Origin of the sequence: Algoriphagus aquimarinus (assembly GCF_007997215.1) — a bacterium.
Lineage (GTDB): Bacteria > Bacteroidota > Bacteroidia > Cytophagales > Cyclobacteriaceae > Algoriphagus > Algoriphagus aquimarinus_A.
Window position 1 is genome coordinate 26036 of sequence record NZ_VORW01000022.1, and the last position, 22043, is coordinate 48078.

Annotated in this window: 20 protein-coding genes; 10 read left to right on the top strand and 10 right to left on the bottom strand. The window is 41.5% G+C overall.

Features of this window, described 5'->3' with window-relative positions; genetic code table 11:
* Nucleotides 1–999, bottom strand: coding sequence for an endonuclease/exonuclease/phosphatase family protein (locus ESV85_RS19325; protein WP_223276050.1), 999 nt, complete (start codon nt 997–999; stop codon nt 1–3).
* Between the two features lie 216 nt (nt 1000–1215).
* Here ESV85_RS19325 and acnA point away from each other — a divergent pair, with 216 nt between their 5' ends.
* The gene (gene acnA / locus ESV85_RS19330) at nt 1216–3993 is read left to right on the top strand and encodes an aconitate hydratase AcnA (protein WP_146920547.1); all 2778 of its coding nucleotides are present in this window, start codon (nt 1216–1218) and stop codon (nt 3991–3993) included.
* Nucleotides 3994–4360: 367 nt separating this feature from the next.
* Here acnA and ESV85_RS19335 read toward each other — a convergent pair whose 3' ends face one another.
* Together ESV85_RS19335 and ESV85_RS19340 are read right to left on the bottom strand one after the other, a co-directional pair.
* On the bottom strand, nt 4361–5140 hold the full coding sequence (locus ESV85_RS19335) for a TonB family protein (RefSeq protein WP_146920549.1): 780 nt from the start codon (nt 5138–5140) through the stop codon (nt 4361–4363).
* 64 nt (nt 5141–5204) lie between these two features.
* Nucleotides 5205–5981, bottom strand: coding sequence for an energy transducer TonB (locus tag ESV85_RS19340; RefSeq protein ID WP_146920551.1), 777 nt, complete (start codon nt 5979–5981; stop codon nt 5205–5207).
* Nucleotides 5982–6150: 169 nt separating this feature from the next.
* Between ESV85_RS19340 and pgi the strand changes: the two genes are divergently transcribed.
* On the top strand, nt 6151–7797 hold the full coding sequence (gene pgi / locus ESV85_RS19345; protein ID WP_146920553.1) for a glucose-6-phosphate isomerase: 1647 nt from the start codon (nt 6151–6153) through the stop codon (nt 7795–7797).
* Nucleotides 7798–8427: 630 nt separating this feature from the next.
* On the opposite strand, the gene sucD is transcribed toward pgi, so the two are convergent.
* Nucleotides 8428–9309 (bottom strand): succinate--CoA ligase subunit alpha, encoded by an 882-nt coding sequence (sucD, locus tag ESV85_RS19350; RefSeq protein ID WP_146920555.1) that lies wholly within the window; start codon nt 9307–9309, stop codon nt 8428–8430.
* A gap of 264 nt (nt 9310–9573) precedes the next feature.
* On the opposite strand from sucD, the gene ESV85_RS19355 reads away from it, so the two are divergent.
* From ESV85_RS19355 to ESV85_RS19370, 4 genes are read left to right on the top strand one after another with little or no spacing between them, the layout of a single operon-like run.
* Nucleotides 9574–10749, top strand: coding sequence for an ATP-binding protein (locus tag ESV85_RS19355; protein ID WP_146920557.1), 1176 nt, complete (start codon nt 9574–9576; stop codon nt 10747–10749).
* Nucleotides 10750–10751: 2 nt separating this feature from the next.
* Nucleotides 10752–11384, top strand: a complete 633-nt coding sequence (locus ESV85_RS19360) for an ABC transporter ATP-binding protein (RefSeq protein WP_146920558.1) — start codon at nt 10752–10754, stop codon at nt 11382–11384.
* Entirely contained in the window at nt 11381–12643 is a 1263-nt protein-coding gene (locus ESV85_RS19365) for an ABC transporter permease (protein ID WP_146920560.1), read from the top strand. The genes ESV85_RS19360 and ESV85_RS19365 overlap by 4 nt, the downstream gene beginning before the upstream one ends.
* Before the next feature lie 26 nt (nt 12644–12669).
* Nucleotides 12670–13110 carry a hypothetical protein gene (locus ESV85_RS19370; RefSeq protein ID WP_146920562.1) on the top strand — a complete coding sequence of 147 codons (441 nt, stop codon included), beginning with the start codon at nt 12670–12672 and terminating at the stop codon, nt 13108–13110.
* Between the two features lie 306 nt (nt 13111–13416).
* On the opposite strand, the gene ESV85_RS19375 is transcribed toward ESV85_RS19370, so the two are convergent.
* Nucleotides 13417–14238 (bottom strand): aminotransferase class IV, encoded by an 822-nt coding sequence (locus ESV85_RS19375; RefSeq protein WP_146920564.1) that lies wholly within the window; start codon nt 14236–14238, stop codon nt 13417–13419.
* Nucleotides 14239–14366: 128 nt separating this feature from the next.
* On the opposite strand from ESV85_RS19375, the gene ESV85_RS19380 reads away from it, so the two are divergent.
* Nucleotides 14367–14786, top strand: coding sequence for a hypothetical protein (locus tag ESV85_RS19380; RefSeq protein ID WP_146920566.1), 420 nt, complete (start codon nt 14367–14369; stop codon nt 14784–14786).
* Here the strand turns inward: ESV85_RS19380 and ESV85_RS19385 are convergent, their stop codons facing one another.
* The 3 genes from ESV85_RS19385 to ESV85_RS19395 are packed head-to-tail and all read right to left on the bottom strand — an operon-like array spanning nt 14787 to nt 16417.
* The gene (locus ESV85_RS19385) at nt 14787–15227 is read right to left on the bottom strand and encodes a c-type cytochrome (RefSeq protein WP_146920568.1); all 441 of its coding nucleotides are present in this window, start codon (nt 15225–15227) and stop codon (nt 14787–14789) included.
* The gene (locus ESV85_RS19390) at nt 15224–15874 is read right to left on the bottom strand and encodes an SCO family protein (RefSeq protein ID WP_146920570.1); all 651 of its coding nucleotides are present in this window, start codon (nt 15872–15874) and stop codon (nt 15224–15226) included. The genes ESV85_RS19385 and ESV85_RS19390 overlap by 4 nt, the downstream gene beginning before the upstream one ends.
* Before the next feature lie 12 nt (nt 15875–15886).
* A complete protein-coding gene (locus ESV85_RS19395; protein WP_146920571.1) occupies nt 15887–16417 on the bottom strand; it encodes a CopD family protein in 531 nt (176 codons plus the stop codon).
* 53 nt (nt 16418–16470) lie between these two features.
* Between ESV85_RS19395 and ESV85_RS19400 the strand changes: the two genes are divergently transcribed.
* From ESV85_RS19400 to ESV85_RS19410, 3 genes are read left to right on the top strand one after another with little or no spacing between them, the layout of a single operon-like run.
* Nucleotides 16471–16878: a hypothetical protein gene (locus ESV85_RS19400; RefSeq protein ID WP_146920573.1), complete on the top strand. Its 408-nt coding sequence runs from the start codon at nt 16471–16473 to the stop codon at nt 16876–16878.
* Entirely contained in the window at nt 16875–17864 is a 990-nt protein-coding gene (gene meaB, locus ESV85_RS19405; protein ID WP_146920575.1) for a methylmalonyl Co-A mutase-associated GTPase MeaB, read from the top strand. Before ESV85_RS19400 ends, meaB begins: the two co-directional genes overlap by 4 nt.
* A gap of 6 nt (nt 17865–17870) precedes the next feature.
* Nucleotides 17871–18608: a DUF3298 and DUF4163 domain-containing protein gene (locus tag ESV85_RS19410; protein ID WP_146920576.1), complete on the top strand. Its 738-nt coding sequence runs from the start codon at nt 17871–17873 to the stop codon at nt 18606–18608.
* Nucleotides 18609–18974: 366 nt separating this feature from the next.
* On the opposite strand, the gene ESV85_RS19415 is transcribed toward ESV85_RS19410, so the two are convergent.
* A complete protein-coding gene (locus ESV85_RS19415; RefSeq protein WP_146920578.1) occupies nt 18975–20030 on the bottom strand; it encodes a YncE family protein in 1056 nt (351 codons plus the stop codon).
* A 137-nt stretch (nt 20031–20167) separates the two neighbouring features.
* Entirely contained in the window at nt 20168–22027 is a 1860-nt protein-coding gene (locus ESV85_RS19420) for a TonB-dependent receptor (RefSeq protein ID WP_146920580.1), read from the bottom strand.
* Nucleotides 22028–22043: the final 16 nt, after the last annotated feature.

Here is a 22043-nt window from a genome sequence, read left to right on the forward strand (position 1 = left end):
TTAATCTTCATCATTGAGCCCGCGGGAAATTTTTTCGCGGGCTTCTTCTTTTTCATCCCCATTGGCTTTGATCGTGTCAGTATCGTTTGTCGGTGTTAATACTGCTTTCAGTGAAATAGGGAAATGATCTGAACCTATTCCCTTTTCTACTTTCATACCTCCAAGACCAAAATCCTTGCTTAAGAAGATGTGATCCAGCGGCCAGCGGAACAAAGGCACCTTGGCATGGAAAGTATTGAATAGCCCTCTTCCCCGGCGTGGATCAGCCATCTCTGAGTTTTTCAAAAATAATTCTGTGGTATAACTCCAGGCCACATCGTTCAAATCTCCTATTACCAGAGAAGGCAAGTGATTTTCTTTTGATTTTTTCCCCACTAAAAGGATTTCCGCATCTCTATCAGTACTTTTTTCATTCTCTCCAGGGACTGGTGGGGTCGGATGAATCGCGTAAATGGTAATTAATTGCCCATTTCGAAGTTTAATATCAAGTTCCAATGATGGGATTTCCTCATCTATTAGGTAATGGATTTCTTTTCTCTGAATTTCCAATTTGGAATAAAGGAGCAGTCCATACGTGTTATCCATTGGGAGTTTGATCTGCGTAGGATAATCCTTTTCTATTTCGGAAAGTCCATTTTCCCATGCTTTATCTGTTTCTACAAAGAAGATTAGATCAGGAGTAGTTGATTGTACGAGGCTTACCGCTTTATGATAGTTTTCGTTGTATTGGTATACATTACCTACCAGAATATGAATCCCATTTTTGTCCTTGTACGGGACTGAATCGATCATCTTTTTTGCCCAAGGAGTAAATGGCCACACTTTCTTAGCCAGATAGATGGCACATATTAGGAGTAGTGACGCCCAGATAACAGACTCTGTATCCAAAGGAGGAGTGAATGGGTAAATCCATACGGCCATCAAGAAAAGGGTGATAAGTAGCTTTTGAAGCCTTGGGTAATCAAATATCCTTATCCACCAGAAGTCAAGTTTGATCAATGGAAAAAAAGTTGCTAGTATAAAAAAAAAGCTAAAGAATCGAAGTATGTATAGCCCCATGTAGAAGTTTGATTTTCTTAAGTTAAATTAAAGATGATAATTCTCTTTGGTCTTTTGGCAAGACTTTGGGACTCAACTTGGGCGCCAATGGAATTCAAACTCCCAATTTAGAGTTATTACTTTGATTCCTTTTTTTTACTAAATCCCCTTTTTATCATGAACCAAGACCCATACCAGATTAAATCTACTCTTAAAACCTCAGAAGGAGATCATACCTATTGGAGCTTAGAGAAGCTTGAAGCTTCTGGCCATCCGGTAAAGCATTTACCTTTTTCTATCAGGATTTTATTGGAGAATGCGTTAAGGAGTTTCGATGACTTCGCTATTACCAAGGAACATTTGGAGACCTTACTGAATTGGTCGCCTAATCCTTCGGATAAAGACATTCCTTTTAAGCCTGCTCGAGTTCTGATGCAGGATTTTACAGGAGTTCCAGCCGTAGTGGATATTGCTTCTTTGAGATCTGAAGCGAAAAGGAAAGGTAAAAATCCAAGCGCTATCAATCCATTGATTCCAGTGGACCTAGTGATTGATCACTCAGTACAGGTAGATTACTTTGGAACGAATTATAGCTATCAGCGAAATGTAGAAGTAGAATACGAGCGAAACTCTGAGCGATACAAATTCCTTAAGTGGGCTCAAAAGACCTTTAATAATTTTTCAGTGGTGCCTCCAGGAATGGGGATTTGCCACCAAGTAAACCTTGAATACCTAGCTCAAGGAGTAATCAAACGCGATGGTTTAGTTTTTCCAGATACGCTAGTTGGAACAGATTCGCATACACCGATGGTGAATGGTATAGGAGTAGTTGGTTGGGGAGTGGGAGGAATAGAAGCTGAAGCGGCCATTCTAGGTCAGCCAATCTACTTTATCATGCCAGAGGTAGTTGGCTTAAAATTGACAGGCAAATTGCCTGCAGGAACGACCGCTACGGATATGGTGCTTACCATTACCGAATTGCTGAGAAGACATAGTGTAGTAGGGAAATTTGTGGAGGTATTCGGGCCAGGTCTGGATCATCTTTCCGTTCCTGACAGAGCCACCATTTCCAATATGTCTCCGGAATTTGGCTGTACAGTGACTTATTTCCCAATTGATGATCGTACACTTGATTACATGGGTAAGACAAACCGCCCTAAAGATCAGATTAAATTGGTGGAGGATTATTGCAAAGCCAATATGCTATGGAGAAAAGACGAAGATCTGATCAACTACAGTTCTGTGGTAGAATTGGATTTGGGAACGGTCGAAGCGACAGTTTCAGGCCCAAAACGTCCGCAGGATAAGATTTTGGTGAGGAATTTCAAACCAAAATTTGGGGAGTTGTTGGAGTCAATGCATGGTCGTCAATACATTCCAATAGATAAAAGAGAAGAGCTGGGCCGATTCCTTGAAGAAGGAGGAGGACAAACAGAAGATCAATCAGGCGTACAAGCACCTGCAGAAACAGAGATCAAAACCATGATTAAAAATGGGTTGAAGACCGTATCTGTAGATCTTCATAACGAGAAATTTGAATTGTATGACGGTTCTATCGTCATCGCAGCTATTACATCCTGTACCAATACTTCCAATCCATCGGTAATGCTTGGAGCTGGCTTAGTAGCTAGGAAAGCACGGGAATTGGGATTGGATGTGAAGCCTTGGGTGAAAACTTCCTTGGCTCCGGGATCGAAAGTGGTAACGGACTATCTGGAAAAGGCAGACTTGCTTGAGGACTTAGAAGCCTTGAAATTCCATACCGTCGGTTACGGTTGTACTTCCTGCATTGGCAACTCAGGACCTCTTCCAAGACACATTGCGCAAGCGGTGGAGGATAATGATCTGGTTGTAGCTTCGGTTCTTTCCGGAAATAGAAACTTTGAAGCCCGTGTGCATCCTCAAGTGAAAATGAACTACCTCATGTCGCCTATGCTAGTTGTAGTATATGCTCTTGTAGGACGTGTGGATGTGGATTTGTACAATGAGCCGGTGGGCTATGATCCTAATTTGGAACCAGTATATATGAAGGATATCTGGCCAACTAATGAGGAAATAGCTGAGGTTGCGAAAAAAGTCCTTACGCCGGATGATTATGAGAAAAGCTACGGCGAGATCTTCGAAGGAAATGATATCTGGAAAGAATTGCAGTCTGGCGAAGGAGAAATCTATCCTTGGGACGAAAGCAGTACCTACATCAAAGAAGCTCCATTTTTCAAAGGAATTTCTACCGAGGTGCCAGAACCTAAAAACATTACAAACGCGAGAGTTCTTTTGAAACTGGGTGACTCGATCACTACGGATCATATTTCTCCGGCAGGATCTTTCCGACCAGATACTCCTGCGGGAAAATACCTGAACGGACGAGGAGTAGAGCGTCCGGACTTTAATTCCTACGGTTCGCGAAGAGGAAATGATGAGGTGATGGTTCGTGGTACTTTTGCTAATGTTCGTATCAAAAACCAACTCAGTACACAAGAGGGAGGTTTTACAACTTATATTCCTAGCAATGAGGAAATGTCTGTATTCGAAGCTTCGGAGAAATATCAGGCAGCACATGTGCCTCTGGTAGTCTTGGCGGGCAAAGAATACGGTTCGGGATCTTCCCGTGACTGGGCAGCAAAAGGCACAACCTTATTAGGAATCAAAGCTGTGATTGCAGAAAGCTATGAGCGTATTCACCGAAGCAATTTGGTGGGTATGGGCGTCTTGCCACTTCAGTTCTTGCCAGGAGAAACTGCCGAGAGCTTGGGCTTAACAGGCAAAGAGGAATTCAGCATTGTTGGAATTGAATCAGGATTGACTCCAGGTCAGAAATTCGAGGTAATTGTCACTTCTGATTCTCAGGAGAAGAAAATCCAAGTGCTTTCAAGATTGGATTCAGAAGTAGAGATTGCTTACTACAAGCACGGAGGCATTTTGAATTACGTGTTGAGGGATTTCTTGAAGGATTAGGGGAGTTGGGTGTTTGGTGTCGGATGACTGGTGCAGGCTGCGATTGAAGTTGAGCTGTGGTGACGTCATTGCGAATAAGAAAAATTTAGAATTCACAAAAGAGTGATGACTGTGTCAGGCTGAGCACTTGAGAGACGAGAGTCTCGAAATCGAAGCCCCTTTTATAACAGGTAAAATTAATGCCCTCGACTCCGCTCGGACTGACCGGCGTTTCGTGTCCGCAAATCAATCTGTCATTGGTAGGTACAGCCTACCCCAATGAATCGGGGAAGCAATCTCATTGCCTATCGTTTCGGTTTTTAATCTAGCCTTTAACTAAACAAAACCCGTCAGAAATGGCGGGTTTTGTTGGTTATGAATGATTTGTTTAATTAGAGAAGACTGTCCTGCTGCTGGATAATCTAAATACTGTAGGCATTACAAATACGCCTTCTTTAGGCTCTCCGTAGACATCATAATGAGGATAAAATTGTGGATCATAGAGCTCAGATAATCGAATTGCTTCTTCATGCAGAATTGATGATGTTTCCTCGGGATCTAAAATTTCGCGACTCTTTACTTTCCCGTTTACATCTATTTGGTGAAGCAATTTCACAACTCCTTGCTCTCCTCTTAGCCTTGCTTGTGAGGGGTATTTTAAATTTTGTATATAAAAGTCGTTACGATCTTTTACAGTGAATTTGGGAGTTAATGTAAGAGGGTCGTATTCCGTAATTAATGGTTCTTTCATATCTTTTCCTAAGAGTTTGTAGGTCTTTTCCCCATCAAATTCTAAGGATGACACCTGTTCTCCACTCTTAAAGTAGTAGCTGAAAAATTTGCCATTATCTAAATTCAAGTACTTGATACTCTTTCTGTTTTGGGTAGTGTCAAATCGCTCTTCTACAAGTTCATTATAGCCTAATTCTTCATTGAAGCTAACTTTGGAACTTTGGAGCATTCTGTTTTGAAGGTCATAGATCTTCTCGATTCTGGAACTATCCTTTCCCATAGTTGAGATTCTATTATAAGCATGCAATGAATCCTGCCCTTCTGTTAATATTCGATAAAATCTATCAAGCTTTGTTATCTCCCTGCCTTGAGCAAATAGGCTTAAGCTTATGCAGGAGCTGAGGACGATAAGAAGTAGAGTGGTTTTTAATCTCACTGGAAACTAATTAAGGTGGTTGAAATTATAAACTAATAATTTACCTGGAAAAATGATATTCTTGCTAGCTTAATTTAAACCTGATAGGAATTTTAAATGTACCTGCTACGGGCTCTCCAAATATTCCATAAGCTGGATTAAATTGGGGGTCGAATTTTTTAATCACTCTTATTGCTTCTTTGGATAAGGATGGATGAATTGAATCCTCATTTTCACAATGATAACTTATTACTTCACCATTTTTATTTACTTCGATCGCAACTATTGCAGTACCTGTTTCCCTTTCAGAACGCGCCTGACTGGGATATTGCAGGGTTTGGGAAAGAAACTTAAAAAACTCCTCTTGCTCAAAAGAAGGGGAAGGATCCATTGGATTGGTCGGGCCTATAGCAATTGGCGTTTCTGATTTTCCCATATAGAGTTTATAGTTTTCTCCATTACTTTCTCCTTTTGTAAACTCTAACCTTGTAACCACCTTCTCCTCATCCAAGTAAACCCTGACAAAACTCCCATTATCCACATTTTTAATTTCACTGGAAATTAAATTCTGGAGCGTGTCATAGCTGGAAATAATTGCCTCATTGTATCCCAACTCCTCGTTGTATTTCTCTTTGGTCTGACTAATTAGTCGGTTTTTGAGATCGTATATTTTGGAAATGGATGAGCTGTCTTTTCCTGTTGTTATAATCTGATTGTATTTATGTGTTCCAAAGTTTTCATTAAGAACAGGAGTCATACCTCCGTCTAATTTGATGATTACCCTTTCTTGAGCGATAAGGCATTGCGCCACTATGGACGTGAAAAAGAATAAGCTAATTAGCACTTTACACTTGAAAACCATGATTGGAGCCTAGATTGTATGTTTCTCGAAACTAACTAATCTTTTTATAATTTGAAATCATTTTCTGTATTCTAGCATTCAAGAATGCAGATAGGCAAGTAGTATAAAAGCCTTTTATCCCAGAAGATAAACCTTAATTTTGTGACTCATTCCTATTAAATAAGAACCAATGAACGCAATTAATCCAACCACCACACCTGCCTGGGCAAGATTACAGCAACTTGCTGAAGATAATAAAGACATGACCATACTTTCTCAATTCGATGAGCGGGAGCGCTTTGATAGATTGAGCATTACGATGGAAGATATTCTGGTGGATTTTTCTAAAAATAGGCTGAATCCTGATATTCTGGATGCACTTTTTGATCTGGCACGTGAGTGCAAACTGCATGTGGCGATAGAAGATATGTTTACAGGAAAGCCTATTAATGTCACCGAGGGAAGAGCTGTATTGCATACCGCGCTTAGAAATCCGGCTAATGAATCAGTCTATCTGGATGGACATAATATCATGGAAGATATCTCTGCTGTCTTGAAAAAGATGAAGACTTTCGCAGACAAAATTCAAAATAAAGAGTGGGTAGGCTATACTGGAAAACCAATTAAATCGCTGGTAAATATCGGTATCGGTGGATCTGATCTTGGTCCGGTGATGGTGACTGAGGCCTTGAAGCCATTTAAGAATCCAGATATCGAGTGCTATTTCGTATCGAATGTGGATGGAACGCATATAGCAGAGACCTTGAAGAAAGTAGATCCTGAGACGACTTTGTTCTTTATCGCCTCCAAGACTTTCACTACGCAAGAAACTATGACTAATGCGCATTCAGCGCGTGATTGGTTTTTGGAGCATGCGAAAATTGATTCAGCCGTAGCCAAGCATTTCGTAGCGCTATCTACCAATGCCAAGTCGGTAGCCGAATTTGGAATTGATACCGCAAATATGTTTGAGTTCTGGGATTGGGTAGGGGGAAGATATTCTCTTTGGTCTGCAATTGGTTTGCCGATTGCCTGTACCATCGGTTTTGACAATTTTGAGAAATTGCTGAAAGGTGCTCATGCGATGGATAATCACTTCCGTCATACTCAGTTTGATAGAAATATCCCGGTTGTATTGGCGATGATTGGTATCTGGAATACCAATTTCCTTGGAGCAAGTTCTGAGGCAATCCTTCCATACGATCAGTACATGCATAGATTTGCAGCCTATTTCCAGCAGGGAAATATGGAAAGCAATGGCAAGTATGTGAGTCGCTCAGGAGAAAAGGTGAATTATACTACTGGCCCGATTATCTGGGGTGAACCCGGTACCAACGGTCAGCATGCTTTTTATCAATTGATTCATCAGGGCACGCATTTGATCCCTTGTGATTTCATCGCTCCGGCGATTTCTCATAATCCTATCGGAGATCATCATCAGAAGTTGCTTTCCAACTTCTTTGCCCAGACAGAAGCCTTGATGAAAGGAAAGTCTCTGGAAGATGTGAAAGTAGAAATGAAAGCTGCGGGTAAGTCTGCTGAGCAAATTCAAGAAATCGCTCCGCATAGAGTTTTCGAAGGCAACCGACCTACAAATTCAATTTTGGTAAAGGAAATCACTCCTTATACGTTGGGTGCATTGATCGCGATGTATGAGCACAAAATCTTCGTGCAGGGCGTGGTTTGGGATATATTCAGCTTTGATCAGTGGGGAGTAGAGCTAGGGAAAGTTTTGGCATCTGGCATTCTTCCTGAGCTTCATGGAGACGAAGAAATCACTGCTCACGATGGATCTACGAATGGCTTGATCAATGCCTATAAAAAAATGAGGAAATGATTTTTTTAACCGCGGAGCTTTCGCAGAGAACTCAGTAATTCCTGTTATCCTTCTTTTCCAGAAGCTGGACTAGATTAATCAGAGAGTGGGGCGATCGTAAATGTCGGCGAAGTAAGTGTCTCCACTAACCGAACAAAACAAAATCCCGATTCTGCAAAGAGTCGGGATTTCGTTTTTGGTACAGCTTTGGTGTACAGAGAACCACTAAATCGTTAGCGGGTTGCCTTATCAATTATTCTCGCAGCCGTGGTCTGTGTACCCACAGCCCGCTAATGTCGAAGTATTATGTGTCCCCACAGCCCACTAGTTTTCTTTGTAATAATTCCTGTCGGTGAAGACACAGACCGGGGGAGGGGATTGCCGGTTGATTACTTTATCAATCATTCTCCATTTCTAACTTCCAATTACATAACGTTTCAGTTTCCCCGATTTTAATAAACTTGTTTTTTGGAGTTTCAAACGAGCTAGAATCTTGTTCGCATTTTCCTGTTTTTATGTTAGAAGGCACGTATTTATTCAGCCTTTAAAACGTGATTTTCAGCTGTTATATGACACAAAAAAAAACCGCTCCGAAATTAATCGAAGCGGTTTTTAAACACCCGACATCTAGCATCGGGCATCTAACAATTATTACGCATTCACGCCCAAGACTTTTGCCATGGTAGCTCCGATCTCCGCTGGAGAATCTACTACGTGAATTCCATTTTCTCTCATGATTCTCATTTTGGCAGCAGCAGTATCATCAGCTCCGCCGATGATAGCACCAGCGTGACCCATTCTACGTCCAGCAGGAGCAGTTTGACCAGCGATGAAACCTACTACAGGCTTTTTGTTGCCAGTTTCTTTGATCCACTTAGCTGCTTCAGCTTCATAGTTACCACCGATCTCACCGATCATCACGATCGCGTCAGTATCTGGGTCTTCCATTAGCAATTGTACAGCTTGCTTCGTAGATGTTCCGATGATAGGATCTCCACCGATTCCGATCGCAGTAGAAACTCCCAAGCCAGCTTTAGCTACTTGATCAGCTGCTTCGTAAGTCAAAGTTCCTGACTTCGATACGATACCTATTCTGCCTTTTTTGAAGACGAAACCTGGCATGATACCAACCTTAGCTTCACCTGGAGTGATTACTCCTGGGCAGTTAGGGCCAATAAGCGTTGCACCTCTTTCGATAATATATGGCTTAGCTTTCATCATATCAGCTACAGGAATACCTTCAGTGATAGCGATGATTACTTTGATGCCAGCATCAGCAGCTTCCATGATCGCGTCAGCAGCAAAAGCCGGTGGTACGAAAATGATAGATGTGTCTGCACCAGTTTTTTGAACTGCTTCTTCTACAGAATTGAAAACAGGCTTCTCCAAATGAGTCGAGCCTCCCTTGCCAGGAGTTACACCGCCGACTACGTTAGTACCGTATTCGATCATTTGCTGTGCGTGGAAAGAACCTTCAGACCCGGTGAAACCTTGTACGATCACCTTGGAATTTTTATTTACTAGTACACTCATGATGCGATTTCTATAGTTTGGCACAAAAATATAATAAACCCACCACCCACAAAAGAAAAGAAGAACAATATGCTGGGAATTCGACTATTCTTTGATAATGACTGCATTCTCATGAAGGGCGGTCGATGAAAATAGGAGGACAGGAAATATTCCTAAGGATCATCTTTCATCCCATTTGTAAAGCAAATGACCTATTTCTATTTACCAGATGCATATTTTTTATATTTTCGACTATAATTAGATTTATCACATTCATTTTGATCTATGTTTAGCCTTAAAATTCTCATCGTTGAAGATGACGCAGTGTCAGCACTTTTGCTTCAGCGAGCACTCGAGAAAAACAGACACGAAATTCTTGGAATAGCAGATTCTGGAGAAAAAGCTCTTGAGATTTTGTCTGAAAATTACGCCGATATGGTGATGATGGATATCAATTTGTCTGGTGAATTGGACGGGATAAAAACCACCGAAATCATCAATGAAAAATATGATATTCCCGTGGTTTACCTGAGTGCAAGTTCTGATGCTGAGACACTTAACAAAGTGGTTGGTACCAATCCTAGCGCTTACGTCATCAAACCATTCAATATCCGAGAGCTGAATATGGTGATCGAATTGGCGATCTATAAAGACCGTAAGGAAAAAGAACTACAAAAGCTCAATAATGAGCTCGAAGAAAAAGTAGAGCAGCGTACAATTGAGCTGTATAATGCCAATAGAGAACTTACCAAAGCGCTGGAAAAGGAGCGGGAAATCAATGAATTGAAGTCTAGAATTGTATTGAATGTCTCTCATGGATTCAAAACGCCTTTGACTTCTATCTTGAGCTCAGCCCAATTGCTTCAGATCTATGCAGAAAAAGATCATCCTTTCAAGCCGAAGATTACAAAGCATGCTTTCAAGATCGAGAATTCTGTGAGAGCATTGAATAATCTTCTTACTAGCGTGTTGTTTTTTGGTAAAGCTGATGCCGACAAGATTGAGTATAAACCTAAAAAGATGTTTTTGGGAGCTTTTGTCAAAGAGGTGCTGGATACGGTAAGGGCAGGAATGGAAAATGATGTGTTAATCAAATCTGAATTGATCAATCTGCCAAAGGTAATTACTTCGGATAGCGAGCTTTTGTATCAGATTTTCGAAAACCTTCTATCCAACAGTGTGAAATATTCTAAGGACGGACAAGAAGTGAATTTCAAGCTGGAATTTAAGGATAGCAAGCTGTTTGGAGTAGTTCAGGATTCCGGCATAGGTATTCCAGTTTCAGAGCAGAGCCAGCTTTTTGATCGTTTTTTCCGGGCAAAAAATGTAGGAATAGTAGAGGGCTCTGGATTAGGCCTTTCTATAGCGAAGAAATGTATGGACGTATTGAAGGGAGAAATCACCTTTGAAAGTAGCTCTAAAAATGGCACCACATTTAGAGTAGAAATCCCTGTACGTTAATTATGCTTTTTGAATCAAAAAAATTAGAATACAGTCATCCTGGTCAAAAAACGCTGATTTTTCCTGATATTTCTTTAGCGTCAGGCGAAAGTTTGCTTGTGCTGGGGAAATCTGGATCAGGGAAAACTACGCTCTTGAATTTATTGGCTGGATTGCTCAAGCCTAAGGCTGGAGAGGTTATTTTAGCTACTAAGGACTTTGCACGTATGAAGGGTCAGGAAATGGATTTGTTTCGTGGAAAAGAGATAGGAATAATTTTTCAAAAACCGCATCTTCTGGCAGCCTTGAATGTGAAAGAGAATCTTCAAATGGCTCATTTTTTCAGTAAGAAAAAAGGACAGGATATTGGGCAGTTGTTGGCGGAGTTGGGTTTAAGTGAAAAGGCTAAATCTTCGGTTTTGACCCTAAGTGAAGGAGAAGCGCAGCGTGTTTCCATTGCCCGTGCGTTGGCAAATAGTCCGAAGTTAATTCTGGCGGATGAGCCTACTTCTAGCTTGGACGATGAAAATACAGAGAAAGTCATCAGTCTTCTGAAAACTCAAGCAGCTAAGATCGGTGCGGCATTGATCATCGTCACGCACGACCAGCGCGTGAAGGCCCATATCCCCAATTTTGTAGAAGTACAAGCCTCATGAATTTATTTAAACTAAGTTGGAAATATTTGACATTCAGACCTCTTTCCACAGGTTTGAATGTGTTTTTGCTAGCGCTTGGATTGGCTATTATCACAGTGTTGCTACTAATTCAGGATCAGTTTGAGAAGAAAATGAATCAGGATGCTGCTGGGATAGATTTGGTCGTGGGAGCGAAAGGAAGTCCACTTCAGTTGATTCTTGCGGGCGTATATCATATTGATTTTCCCACTGGAAATATCCCGATGGACGAAGCACAGAAGCTATCCAGAAATCGCTTAGTGAAGAATATCATTCCTATGGCATTGGGAGACAATTATCAAGGGTTTAGAATCGTAGGTACAAATCACGATTATCCTGCACTCTATGAAGCCAAAATGCAAAGTGGAGTACTATGGACAAAGCCATTTGAAGTGGTTTTAGGTGCTGAAGTCGCTGGTAAGTCTGGATATAAAGTTGGGGATGAGTTCTTGGGAAGTCATGGCATAAGTGTAGGAAGTCATGAGCATGATGCGAATAAATTTAAAGTCGTGGGTGTATTGGAACGTAAAGGGAATGTGCTCGACCGTTTGATTTTGACGAGTGTGGAATCTATCTGGTACACGCACGATGAAGGAGAGGCAGAACCTGCTGATTCTACAACTAACCAGGAAGAGCATCATATGATCAAACTTCAGGATTCAGTTGCTGTAAAAGGTTTTCCAAAAACTTCCGAATCCAGGGATTTGACTACGCTGCTGATCCAATACAGGAATCCGATGGCAGCCATTCAGCTTCCTCGATTGATCAATTCCGGCACTTCTATGCAGGCAGCTTCTCCGTCTTTTGAGATGTCTAGACTTTTTGAACTACTTGGTGTGGGAATCACTCTCCTGCAAGGACTTGCTATGGTGATTATTGGGATTTCGGGACTTGGGATTTTCATCGCGCTTTATAATTCACTTAAGGAGAGAAAGTACGATCTGGCGATTCTGCGAGCTATAGGAGCATCCAGAGGGCAGCTTTTGTTGTTGATTTTTCTGGAAGGAATCATGCTGACATTTATGGGAGCAGTCTTAGGGATCTTACTCGGGCATACCTTCCTTTCTGTGATTATTTCGCAGAATGAACAAGGGGTAGTTGGTTCGCTTCAGCCTTGGATTTTCCTCAAGCAAGAACTTTGGATAGTAGTTTATGCGTTAACGGTGGGAGTTTTGGCTTCTATTATCCCAGCTTTTGCAGCTTATCAAACAAGTATTGCAAAGCAATTGACAAAGGCTTAACTAGCGCTGATTTAAAACCCGAATATATGAACAAGTTAAAAATAGCCGTTTTGGCAATTCTAGTGACGATTTTGGGACAAGTTACCCTTTTGGCACAAAGCACCAATGTGTGGAAAAACCTTACTGAGGTGACCTATAAAATCTCTGAAGATCAGTACGGAGAGCTTTATGTTCCTGTGTTTTCAGAAAATATCACCAAGATGGAGGGCAAAGTAGTGGAGGCCGACGGTTACATTATTCCTTTCGAGGGAATGTTCAAGCCTGAGCACATTATCCTTTCGAGTTTGCCTTTGGCGGAATGCTTCTTCTGTGGTTCTGGTGGACCAGAGACAGTGATGGAAGTGGATATGGCTTCTCCTATCAAATACACTTCTAATAGGGTTCGCGTTCGCGGCACTCTCACCTTGAATAGCAAGGATCCCGAGAAGCTGATGTACATCATGACGAATGCTACGCTGGTGAATTAAGAGGGGGTTCTAAGGTTTTTAACCACTGAGATTCGCAGAGTCTTTCGCAGAAATGATAAATTATGGTTTGGCCTTGTACTCAAGAGGGCTGAAAGCCCAGAATATTTTAGCCCAGCCTGGTGGGCTGGGTAATTGTGATAAATAGTGTGTCCATAAGCTCAACTTGGTTCAAGTCTCATGACTTGGACCTAAACAAATGCAGTCTTTAGACTGCCATCCAACTCGCACACATGAAAATCCTCTAAGTAGCCTAGAGTATAAATTGCGTATTGGTTAAACTTCCAACTTCCCGACTTCCAAGCAATTCTAGTAACAAAGCTCCTTCTCCAATTCTCTGAATTTCGCTAGAAGATCAAGTGAAACAGGCCCTGGTCTTCCAGTTCCGATTTCATGATCATCAATTTGAGTTACTGGTAGTAGCACTTTGGTGGTACTGGTAATAAAAGCCTCGTCAGCATTCAAAGCCTCCTGCATGCTAATCGGCCTGATCTGCACATCTCCAGCCAACTCGATGATGTGCTTGCGGGTAATCCCCATGAGTACATGAACATCTGGCGTGCTGATGACTCCATCCTTTACGATGAAAAAATTGCTTCGGGAGCTCTCGCTGATGATACCATTCATATGATATAGTACATCTTCAGCACCAGCATCTTTCCATCGCATACTATCCCAAACAGGAAAAGCATAATTGGTTGTTTTTATCTCAGCAATTGGCCTTACGTACTCTAGAGAGAGCAATTTGATTCCCTTTTCATATTTCTCTTGAGCTGGAAAAATCAGTGATTCCGCAAAGATGAATAGCTTTCCTTTTGCGGGGGAAAAGTGATTTGGAGAAACCCCGCCACTTAATACCATTCGAATTCCACCTTCTTTGAGATGGTTTTTTTCGATCAAATCCTGAATAACAGTTTTCAGTTCAGCACGGGAATAATCCAGTGGTAGAAAGGTTTTTTCAGCAGATGCGAAAAACCTGTCTAAGTAGCTATCTAGAAAAAGAGCCTTGAAATTGACCGTTCGGAAAAAATCGAAAATCCCATATCCACGGATTAATCCTAAGTCCATCGGATGAATGCTGGCTTTTTCCGTAGAAATAATTTGCCCGTCGGCAAAGCAAAATGGTTTCATAGTGTTTGTATTAAAGAGCTTCTAAAATTAACAGCTCTGGCTGAATAAATCACCTACTAATATCATCGTACTTTATAATACTATCATTAGATATAATAGTAACTTTGCCGTGAATTAACAGTTTAATCATGAAGAGAACTATTCTATATTTAATTTTAGCCTCATTTACACTATTATACGCTTGTGGTCCGAGTGGTCCAAGCGAGAATGAAATACTCAGAGCTGAGGTTATTGCTGTGCATGATGAAGTAATGCCTAAAATGGGGCAGCTCAAGTCACTTGAACGGAAAGCTCTTGAGAAGGCGAAAGAATTGCAAAGTCAAGAAGTGGTGGATTCAGTCGCAGTAGAAAAGTATAAAGCACTTGCCTACGATCTCAACCATGCTCATGAAGCAATGTTTGAGTGGATGCACCAATATGAGCAGCTGGACGAAGGGAAATCTGAAGAAGAGCTTGAAGAATACCTTGATACTCAGATGATACTAGTATCTGAGGTCAATGTCGAAATGAAAACAGCCTTAACAAAAGCTGATGACCTTCTAAAATAATTAGAGCTCAGGTTTTTCCTGTAAATATTTTTCAATCTGCTTAGAAGTGATTTTTCCCTCGCTCATACCCCAGATATTGTATAAATACGTGCTGATTTGGGAGATTTCTAAAGGAGTGAGTTGAGGACTCGGAGGCATGGGTTGATTATATACCTGTCCATTTACTTCGATTTCACCTTCCTGACCGTGCTTCATAATCCAAACGGTACGATGGACACTTTCTTGAAAATAATCTGCGTCTCGAAGCGGCGGGATTAACTTACCAAGTCCCAAGCCGTCATTTTGATGGCAATTTCCACAGTGATTTTCGTAGATAGTTTTGCCATCTACTGCATATTTCATCACCTCAGGGTCTTCTATTTGGGAAAGGGTGTTATCCTCGTTGGAGTTTTTTGGACTGCATGCTGTCGCAAAAAGTAAGAGGATCAGATACTTTTTCATTCTCCTAAAATCTTTGGAATATCCTTTATCAATTGATCTACTTGATCCGTTTTCGTGCCATCATAAACACCACGGATATGACCATTTTGATCTACCAATACAAAAGCTCCACTATGTAGAAATCCACCCGCGGCAGTTTGATCGGCTTGGGCAGTTGTGATATAGCTGGTTTGTCCTAATTCATAAATCTTCTCAGCATCTCCTGTTAAGAAGCTCCAGGTTTTAGAGTTCTCTATTCCTAACTTCTGAGCATAATCTTTCAATACCACTTCCGTATCATGATTAGGATCAATGGTATGACTCAGGATTTTAAAATTCGGATTGTCTCCAAATGCCTCATATACGCGAAGCATTTCTTTTTTCATGATAGGGCAGATAGTAGGGCAAGTAGTGAAAAAGAAATCAGCTACGTAAACCTTACCATTTACTGATGCATTTGTGATGGTTTCTCCATCTTGATTTGTAAGGGAAAAGTCTGCGATTTTGTGATAAACTGTATCCTGAACCACTTTCCCGTCCACTGTTTTTTCGTCCACATGCCAATTTCCAAGTTTTGGAAGCGGCGTGCTATTTTCTCCCGCAGGTTTACACTGAGAAAATAATAATGAAATCAGAAGAAGAGAGAGAATCGAAAACCTCGTATGCATACTAATTAAGAGTTAATTTCTAAATTTTTTGTAAAGTCTGATAGCGAGCATCAGGGTCACTCCAAGTGTAATCAGCCCTGCCAATCCCCAAACCATACTCAAGGTGCTTTTCAGGACAATCAAAAACACGATCGCAAAGAGCAGGAGTGTGGATGCTTCATTCCATATCCTCAACTGTGTGGAGGTCCATCTAGTTCGCCCAGCTAGCAGTTCTTTGAAGAGTTTGTGACACCAGAGATGATAGCAATAGAGCAGGAATACAAAGCCGAGTTTGGCATGCATAAAGCCCATTTCTAAATAGCCCATGCGCTGGCTCAAAACCCAAGTGCCAAAGATCAATGTAAGTACTGCAGATGGCCAGGTGATTATATACCAAAGGCGTGAAGCCATTAAGTCTAGCTGAGGTTTGAGGATTTTTCGCTCCGCCTCAGGGCGTTCCATTGCTTCAGTCTGATAGATGAATAATCGAACGATATAAAATAGCCCTGCAAACCAGGTGACTACAAAAATGATGTGAAGTGCTTTGAGATACTCGAAGGTCATTCTCGGGATTTTCGGCTAAATTAAGGCCTAAACTTCATAACCGCACCTAAATTTTGAAAAGCTCTAAAATCATTTTCTGGATTATCGCCATAATAGTGGCTGGACTTGTAGTATATATATCCTTGGATTCTCTTTCACAGCCTGGAATCGAGCGGTTTGAAGGGAAGTACAAGGAGTTGTCAAGCTATAGAAATGAGAATAATACTGGGCCAGTCGTACGGGTTTATGCTGTATCTGCATTGGACACTTCTATGGATTGGATGCAGGAATACGGAGATGCTATGCCGCATACTAAATATGGCAGGACGGTGGTTTTCTTTTTCACCAAAGAAGTGAATCAGGAGATCAGTTTATCGCCGACTGACCCCTATTTCATACAAAGTTTGCAGACTTCTGTAATAGCTACCTATCAAAAGAGCCCTATGGGAGATGTGAGTTTTACTGATGGCTACGCAAAATGAGAAAACGCTTTACCCTACAGGAATACAAAGAAGGAGTTCTTTCTGGCGATAGAACGAAACTCAGCCAAGCAATAACACTAGCAGAAAGCTCGCTGGAAAGTGACTTGGCTTTGGCATCTGACTTAGTACAGGAAGTCTTGCCATTTACTGGGAATTCAATTAGGATTGGAATCACCGGAGTTCCTGGAGTTGGGAAAAGCACATTTATAGAAGCTTTCGGTCAGCTACTTGTAGAGCAAGGGAAGTCGGTTGCAGTATTAGCTGTAGATCCTTCCAGTCAAAAAAGCAAAGGCAGTATTCTAGGTGACAAAACCCGCATGGAAAAGTTGGCGGGAGATAAACGGGCTTTTATCCGTCCTAGCCCAACAGGCACAACCTTGGGAGGGGTGACGTCTAAGACTAGAGAAGCGATGCTACTTTGTGAAGCGGCAGGTTTTGATGTGATTTTGATTGAGACAGTGGGAGTGGGGCAATCTGAAACTGCTGTGAAAAGCATGGTGGATTTCTTTCTTTTGCTGATGCTGGCAGGAGCTGGAGACGAACTACAGGGGATCAAAAAAGGCATCATGGAAATGGCTGACGGCTTAGTGATTCATAAGGCCGATGGCGAAAATCAAATCAATGCTAAGAAGGCAAAGTCAGCTTATCAAAATGCACTTCATCTTTTTCCGATAGGACAAAATAATTGGTCAACTCCCGTAATGACAGCTTCTTCCTTGACAAAGGAAGGGTTGAGTGATATTTGGGAAATGATTCAGAAATACAATCTCCAGATGCAAGCGTCGGGTTTTTGGACTTCAAATCGTGCCGCTCAACGGTTGAAATGGCTTGATGAAAACCTTCAGTTCTTACTTGGTAAATTCTTCATGGAACATCAGCAAGTGCAAGAAATACTCGGCCAAAATCGCAAACTTGTTGAAAATGGGGAACTCAGTCCTTTGTCTTTGGCGAGGGATTTAATTGATACTTTTTTCAATCCAAAGTAAAGCTTAATGAAATACCTAGTCTTCATAGTTACCGTCCTTTTCTTTGCCTGCAACAATTCTGAGCAAAGGGAAACGCAACTTACTTTTAGCAAAAAGACTTTCTCCTCGGAAAGATGCATCGATGATAATTGTGCAAAAGTTGAAGTGAGTTGGCCAGTAGCTGAAAATGTACCTGCAGCTTCCTTAATTAATGAGGAAATAGAGCTTCAATTGTTAGCATACTTTCAGCAGGATAAGACCTATATCAATCTAGATTCTGCAGCAAATGATTATTTGAATTCTTACGAAGAATTTAAATCTGATTTCCCAGATGCTCCTGGTGGTTGGTCCATTGAGGTGAACGTAGAGAAGACTTATGAATCTGATAGTACACTGAGTTTTAAGTTTACAGAATTCAATTTTTCAGGAGGAGCACATCCTAATTCCAGTGTTTACTACATGAACTTTGATAAGCAATCAGGCGAGTATTTGAGTATTGATCGAGTGGTATTGGATGAAAAAAAGATGCTGGAAATTACCGAAAAGGCATTCCGAAAACATCATGAGGTGGCAGAAGGGAAGTCATTGGAGGAAGCTGGGTTCTTTTTGTCAGAAACAGGTTTTTTTCTCCCAAATGCCATGGGATATGAAGACGAGAAATTTCATCTGACCTATATACCCTACGAGATTGGGCCTTATGTGATGGGATACACTGAGCTGGAATTTGAGCTACAGGATTTGGGGGGGATCGTGAGGTGGAAATAAGTGATACTTGGGTGAGTTTTATGGATTGTAATCCACAAAAGGACGATTTTGAAGAATGATGATCGTCAATCATGAGATTGACAAAGCAAAAAAAGCCGATGAGAAATCAATCCCAACGGCTTGTATAATTATAGGAAATAGTCCACTCTACCTTACTCGGGGACCGGTTACATTTTTAAGTAAAGCAGGGATGAAAAGGAATGCGACATAATAGCATTCCTTTTCATCCCTCCTAATTCTAGCAGCTTTGGTGGCCGAGTTAAGCCGCGGCCAAACAGATCTTAATTACTTAATTGAAGATTCTATAAGAGTCACTGACTGAATTCACCAGAGCCTAATTTTTCAATTTTGGAATCTTTCAATTTTTCAATTTCCGTAAACCAAAAACCCAGAAGGGCCTCTTCCAACTTCGAAGCTTCGGATAACCGAACCAGTTTCAGAAAGAACAGTTACCGTTCCGTTACCTTGGAAACCATTTGAATTAGCTACATACACTTGATTTAAGTTGTCGTCAAATCCGATTCCGTAGAAGCCTGATCCAGTCATCAGTTGAGTAGCGGTGGAAGTACTTCCGTTGATGTCAATGCTTAACACGGTGTCATTGTAATCAGGCCATCCTGAGCTAGTCAAAACATACATTTCGTCATCACCATTAAAAGCGATATTGCCTGTAGCATTGGTAACAGGGACAGTATAGGTGTTGCCAAGAGTCAAGCTACTTAGGTTTACAGTATAGAATATCACCTCATCTGCTGCCACTGCATATACCCAAAGAATTCCGTCTTCAGCATAGAACTGCCGAGGAGAAGCCTCCAGGTTAATTGTGGTGATCACAGCTTCCTGAGTTGCGTCAATGATTTCAATTTTGTTTTCTTCTGAGCCAGCAACAATGATGTAGTTTCCAAAGGAGAAAAGATCTTGAGGTTTGTTTGAAACCGGGATTTTCTTCGAAACTACTCCACCATCAAGGCCATTTACTACAGCTACATAGGAATCTGGTGTAGCATAACTGGCGTCATAAGGACCGTAATCACTGATGAAAAGCTTGCTTCCATTCACAGCTAATGATCTTGGTTGATCCAATTCTGCGGAAACAGCACCTAAACTTTTGAAATCTGCTGGATTAACGATTTCTACTTTTCCTGTGTTTGCTACCAAATACAACCTGTCTGACTCAAGCACCAGGTCTTGCAATAAACCAGCAAAAGGTCTAAGGTTTTCAGCTTCAAAAATATTTGGAAGAAGTACTTCAGTATTTGGATTCAGATGATAGACTTCTCCATCATTGGTCCCAAAGTTACCTTCGTTCATGATCAAAATACCGTTGTTGTATTTGCCTAAAGGTTTTTCCTCACCACTGTCAGAGCAGGCAAAGGATGCAGAGATAAGGGCTAATGCCCCGAGTAGTTGGTTTAATTTCATATGATTATAATTTGTTTTTTAAAGGCCATATGCCCGCCAGGCTGATGCCAGTCGGACAGGGAATCTCGCATGGTTGATAATCATCAGTGTTTGCTGACTGTGTCATGCCTGTCTGCCTCCTTTAGGCAGGCTCGATTTCATAGAAATATTGATAAGTTAAATTGATAGGATCTTCCAGGCATGGCTCTCAGATAGAGCACTTGATAGTCTGTATTGAGAATATTGTTGATTTGAAAACTTAGAGGAAATTGGAGTTTGCCAAGAGTAAGTTGATCGTAGCCTAGCCCGAAATTGAATAGCTGAAATGAGGGCATCATGCGAGGATTGTCAGCCGTGACAGATCTTTCTCCCACGAAGAAAGTCCCGATCGAGCTGGTGAATCCTGATTTTTTTACTTGCACTTTTGCATTGGCCTGGTGCTGCGGAGTATATGGTAGCTGCTTGCCTATGGACTGGTCATTCTCATCCGTGCCTTTGGTTGTCACAGCTTTGGAGTAGGTGTAAGATGTGGCCAATTCCCATTTCCACAAACCGAGATGACCGTTCAAACTCCCTTGGTATTCTAACCCTTGATTACTGACTTTTTTGATGTTTTCAGGAGTCCAGACACTTCCTTTTGGTAGCCAAATGATCCAATTATCCACCGACATTTTGTAATAAGTCAAGCCTTGAGTCCAATTGAGGTCTCCCTTTTTACTCCAATTCAAGCCAACTTCTCCGCTCAGACTTTCCTCTGGTAGTAGATTGGGATTGCCTCCGGGATTCCAAAATCGATCATTAAGCGTGGGAACCTTAAAGCCTTTTCCTATGGAAGTTTTCAGTAGCAAGGACTGAGTATTTGTATTCCAAAAGCTCCAATCCATTCCCAGATTTGGAGTGAATGGAGCGAAGGTGCCTGAATAAACTAATTGGCGAAGGTTTATGGCAAACGATAGATTTTCTGTGGCTGAAAATTTCGTACTCTGGTACAATTCGATTCGTTCATCATCAGCTTTGTAAGTGCTTAGATCTCCTTTCGTCAGCGTGTATCTAGCACCTAGTTTAGAAGTCCATTTGCCAGAAATCTCCTGATCCCAATCTCCTGCTACGAAGTATTGCGTACTGTTGTTTTCACTGGCATTGAAAAGTTGCTCGTTTCTCACAAAACCAGTTTTCAGATTCCAAACAGACTTTTCCTCAAAATGAAAGAAGTCAATCACTGCTCGAAAAGCCTGATCTTCCTGCACATCTTTCGTTTTTGAACCCATTACCGGCTGAACTTCCCGATTGGTTTTATTCCACCAAAAAGCAGTTTTAAACTGATTGTTGGAGTTCAGGTTCCAGGCCAAATCCTGAACAACTCCGATCTGCTCAAACTGTGCATGATCTTCTTTTACTTCTGGCGTCCCTATTCGTCCGAGGTCTTTGTAGGGGAAATTGTTCTTCGAAAACTCACGGTAGACTTTGGTTTTGCTACTGAAATTTTTCGAGGAAAACCCTGCAAATAGGTTCGTGTTGAATAAGCCAAAGCTTCCGGTCTGATGAGTAATACCTGCTTGAAGACCTTTTCCGAATTCGGAATTTGTGCCCAAATGGATAGATCCCCCAATGGCTTCATTACCGAAAAGTGCACCTGCATTTCCAAACTGCAAACTCACTTGATCGATAGAGGAAATAGGCAAAATGGACAAATCACTTTGGCCAAGCGAAGGACTATTGATCGGAAGTCCATTCCAAAAAACTGCTGTATGTCCAGCAGATGTACCACGAAAAGATGGGGAAGCGATCATTCCAGCCCCATATTGCCTGACGAAAACTGGAGATTGCTCCTGCAGGATGTCTCCAAGTGAGCGGCCTTGGAAATCTTCCAATTCTGCTTTTTCCCAGCTGATCACTTTTTGCCCTTGGGCAAATCGATCCAAAGCTGGCGCATACACTTCCACTTCCGCTAAGGGAATTGTATCCTGGCTGACCGGATAAAAGCCGACAAAAGTGTAAACCCACAAAAGCAAAAACATCCCTGATCGAATTAGT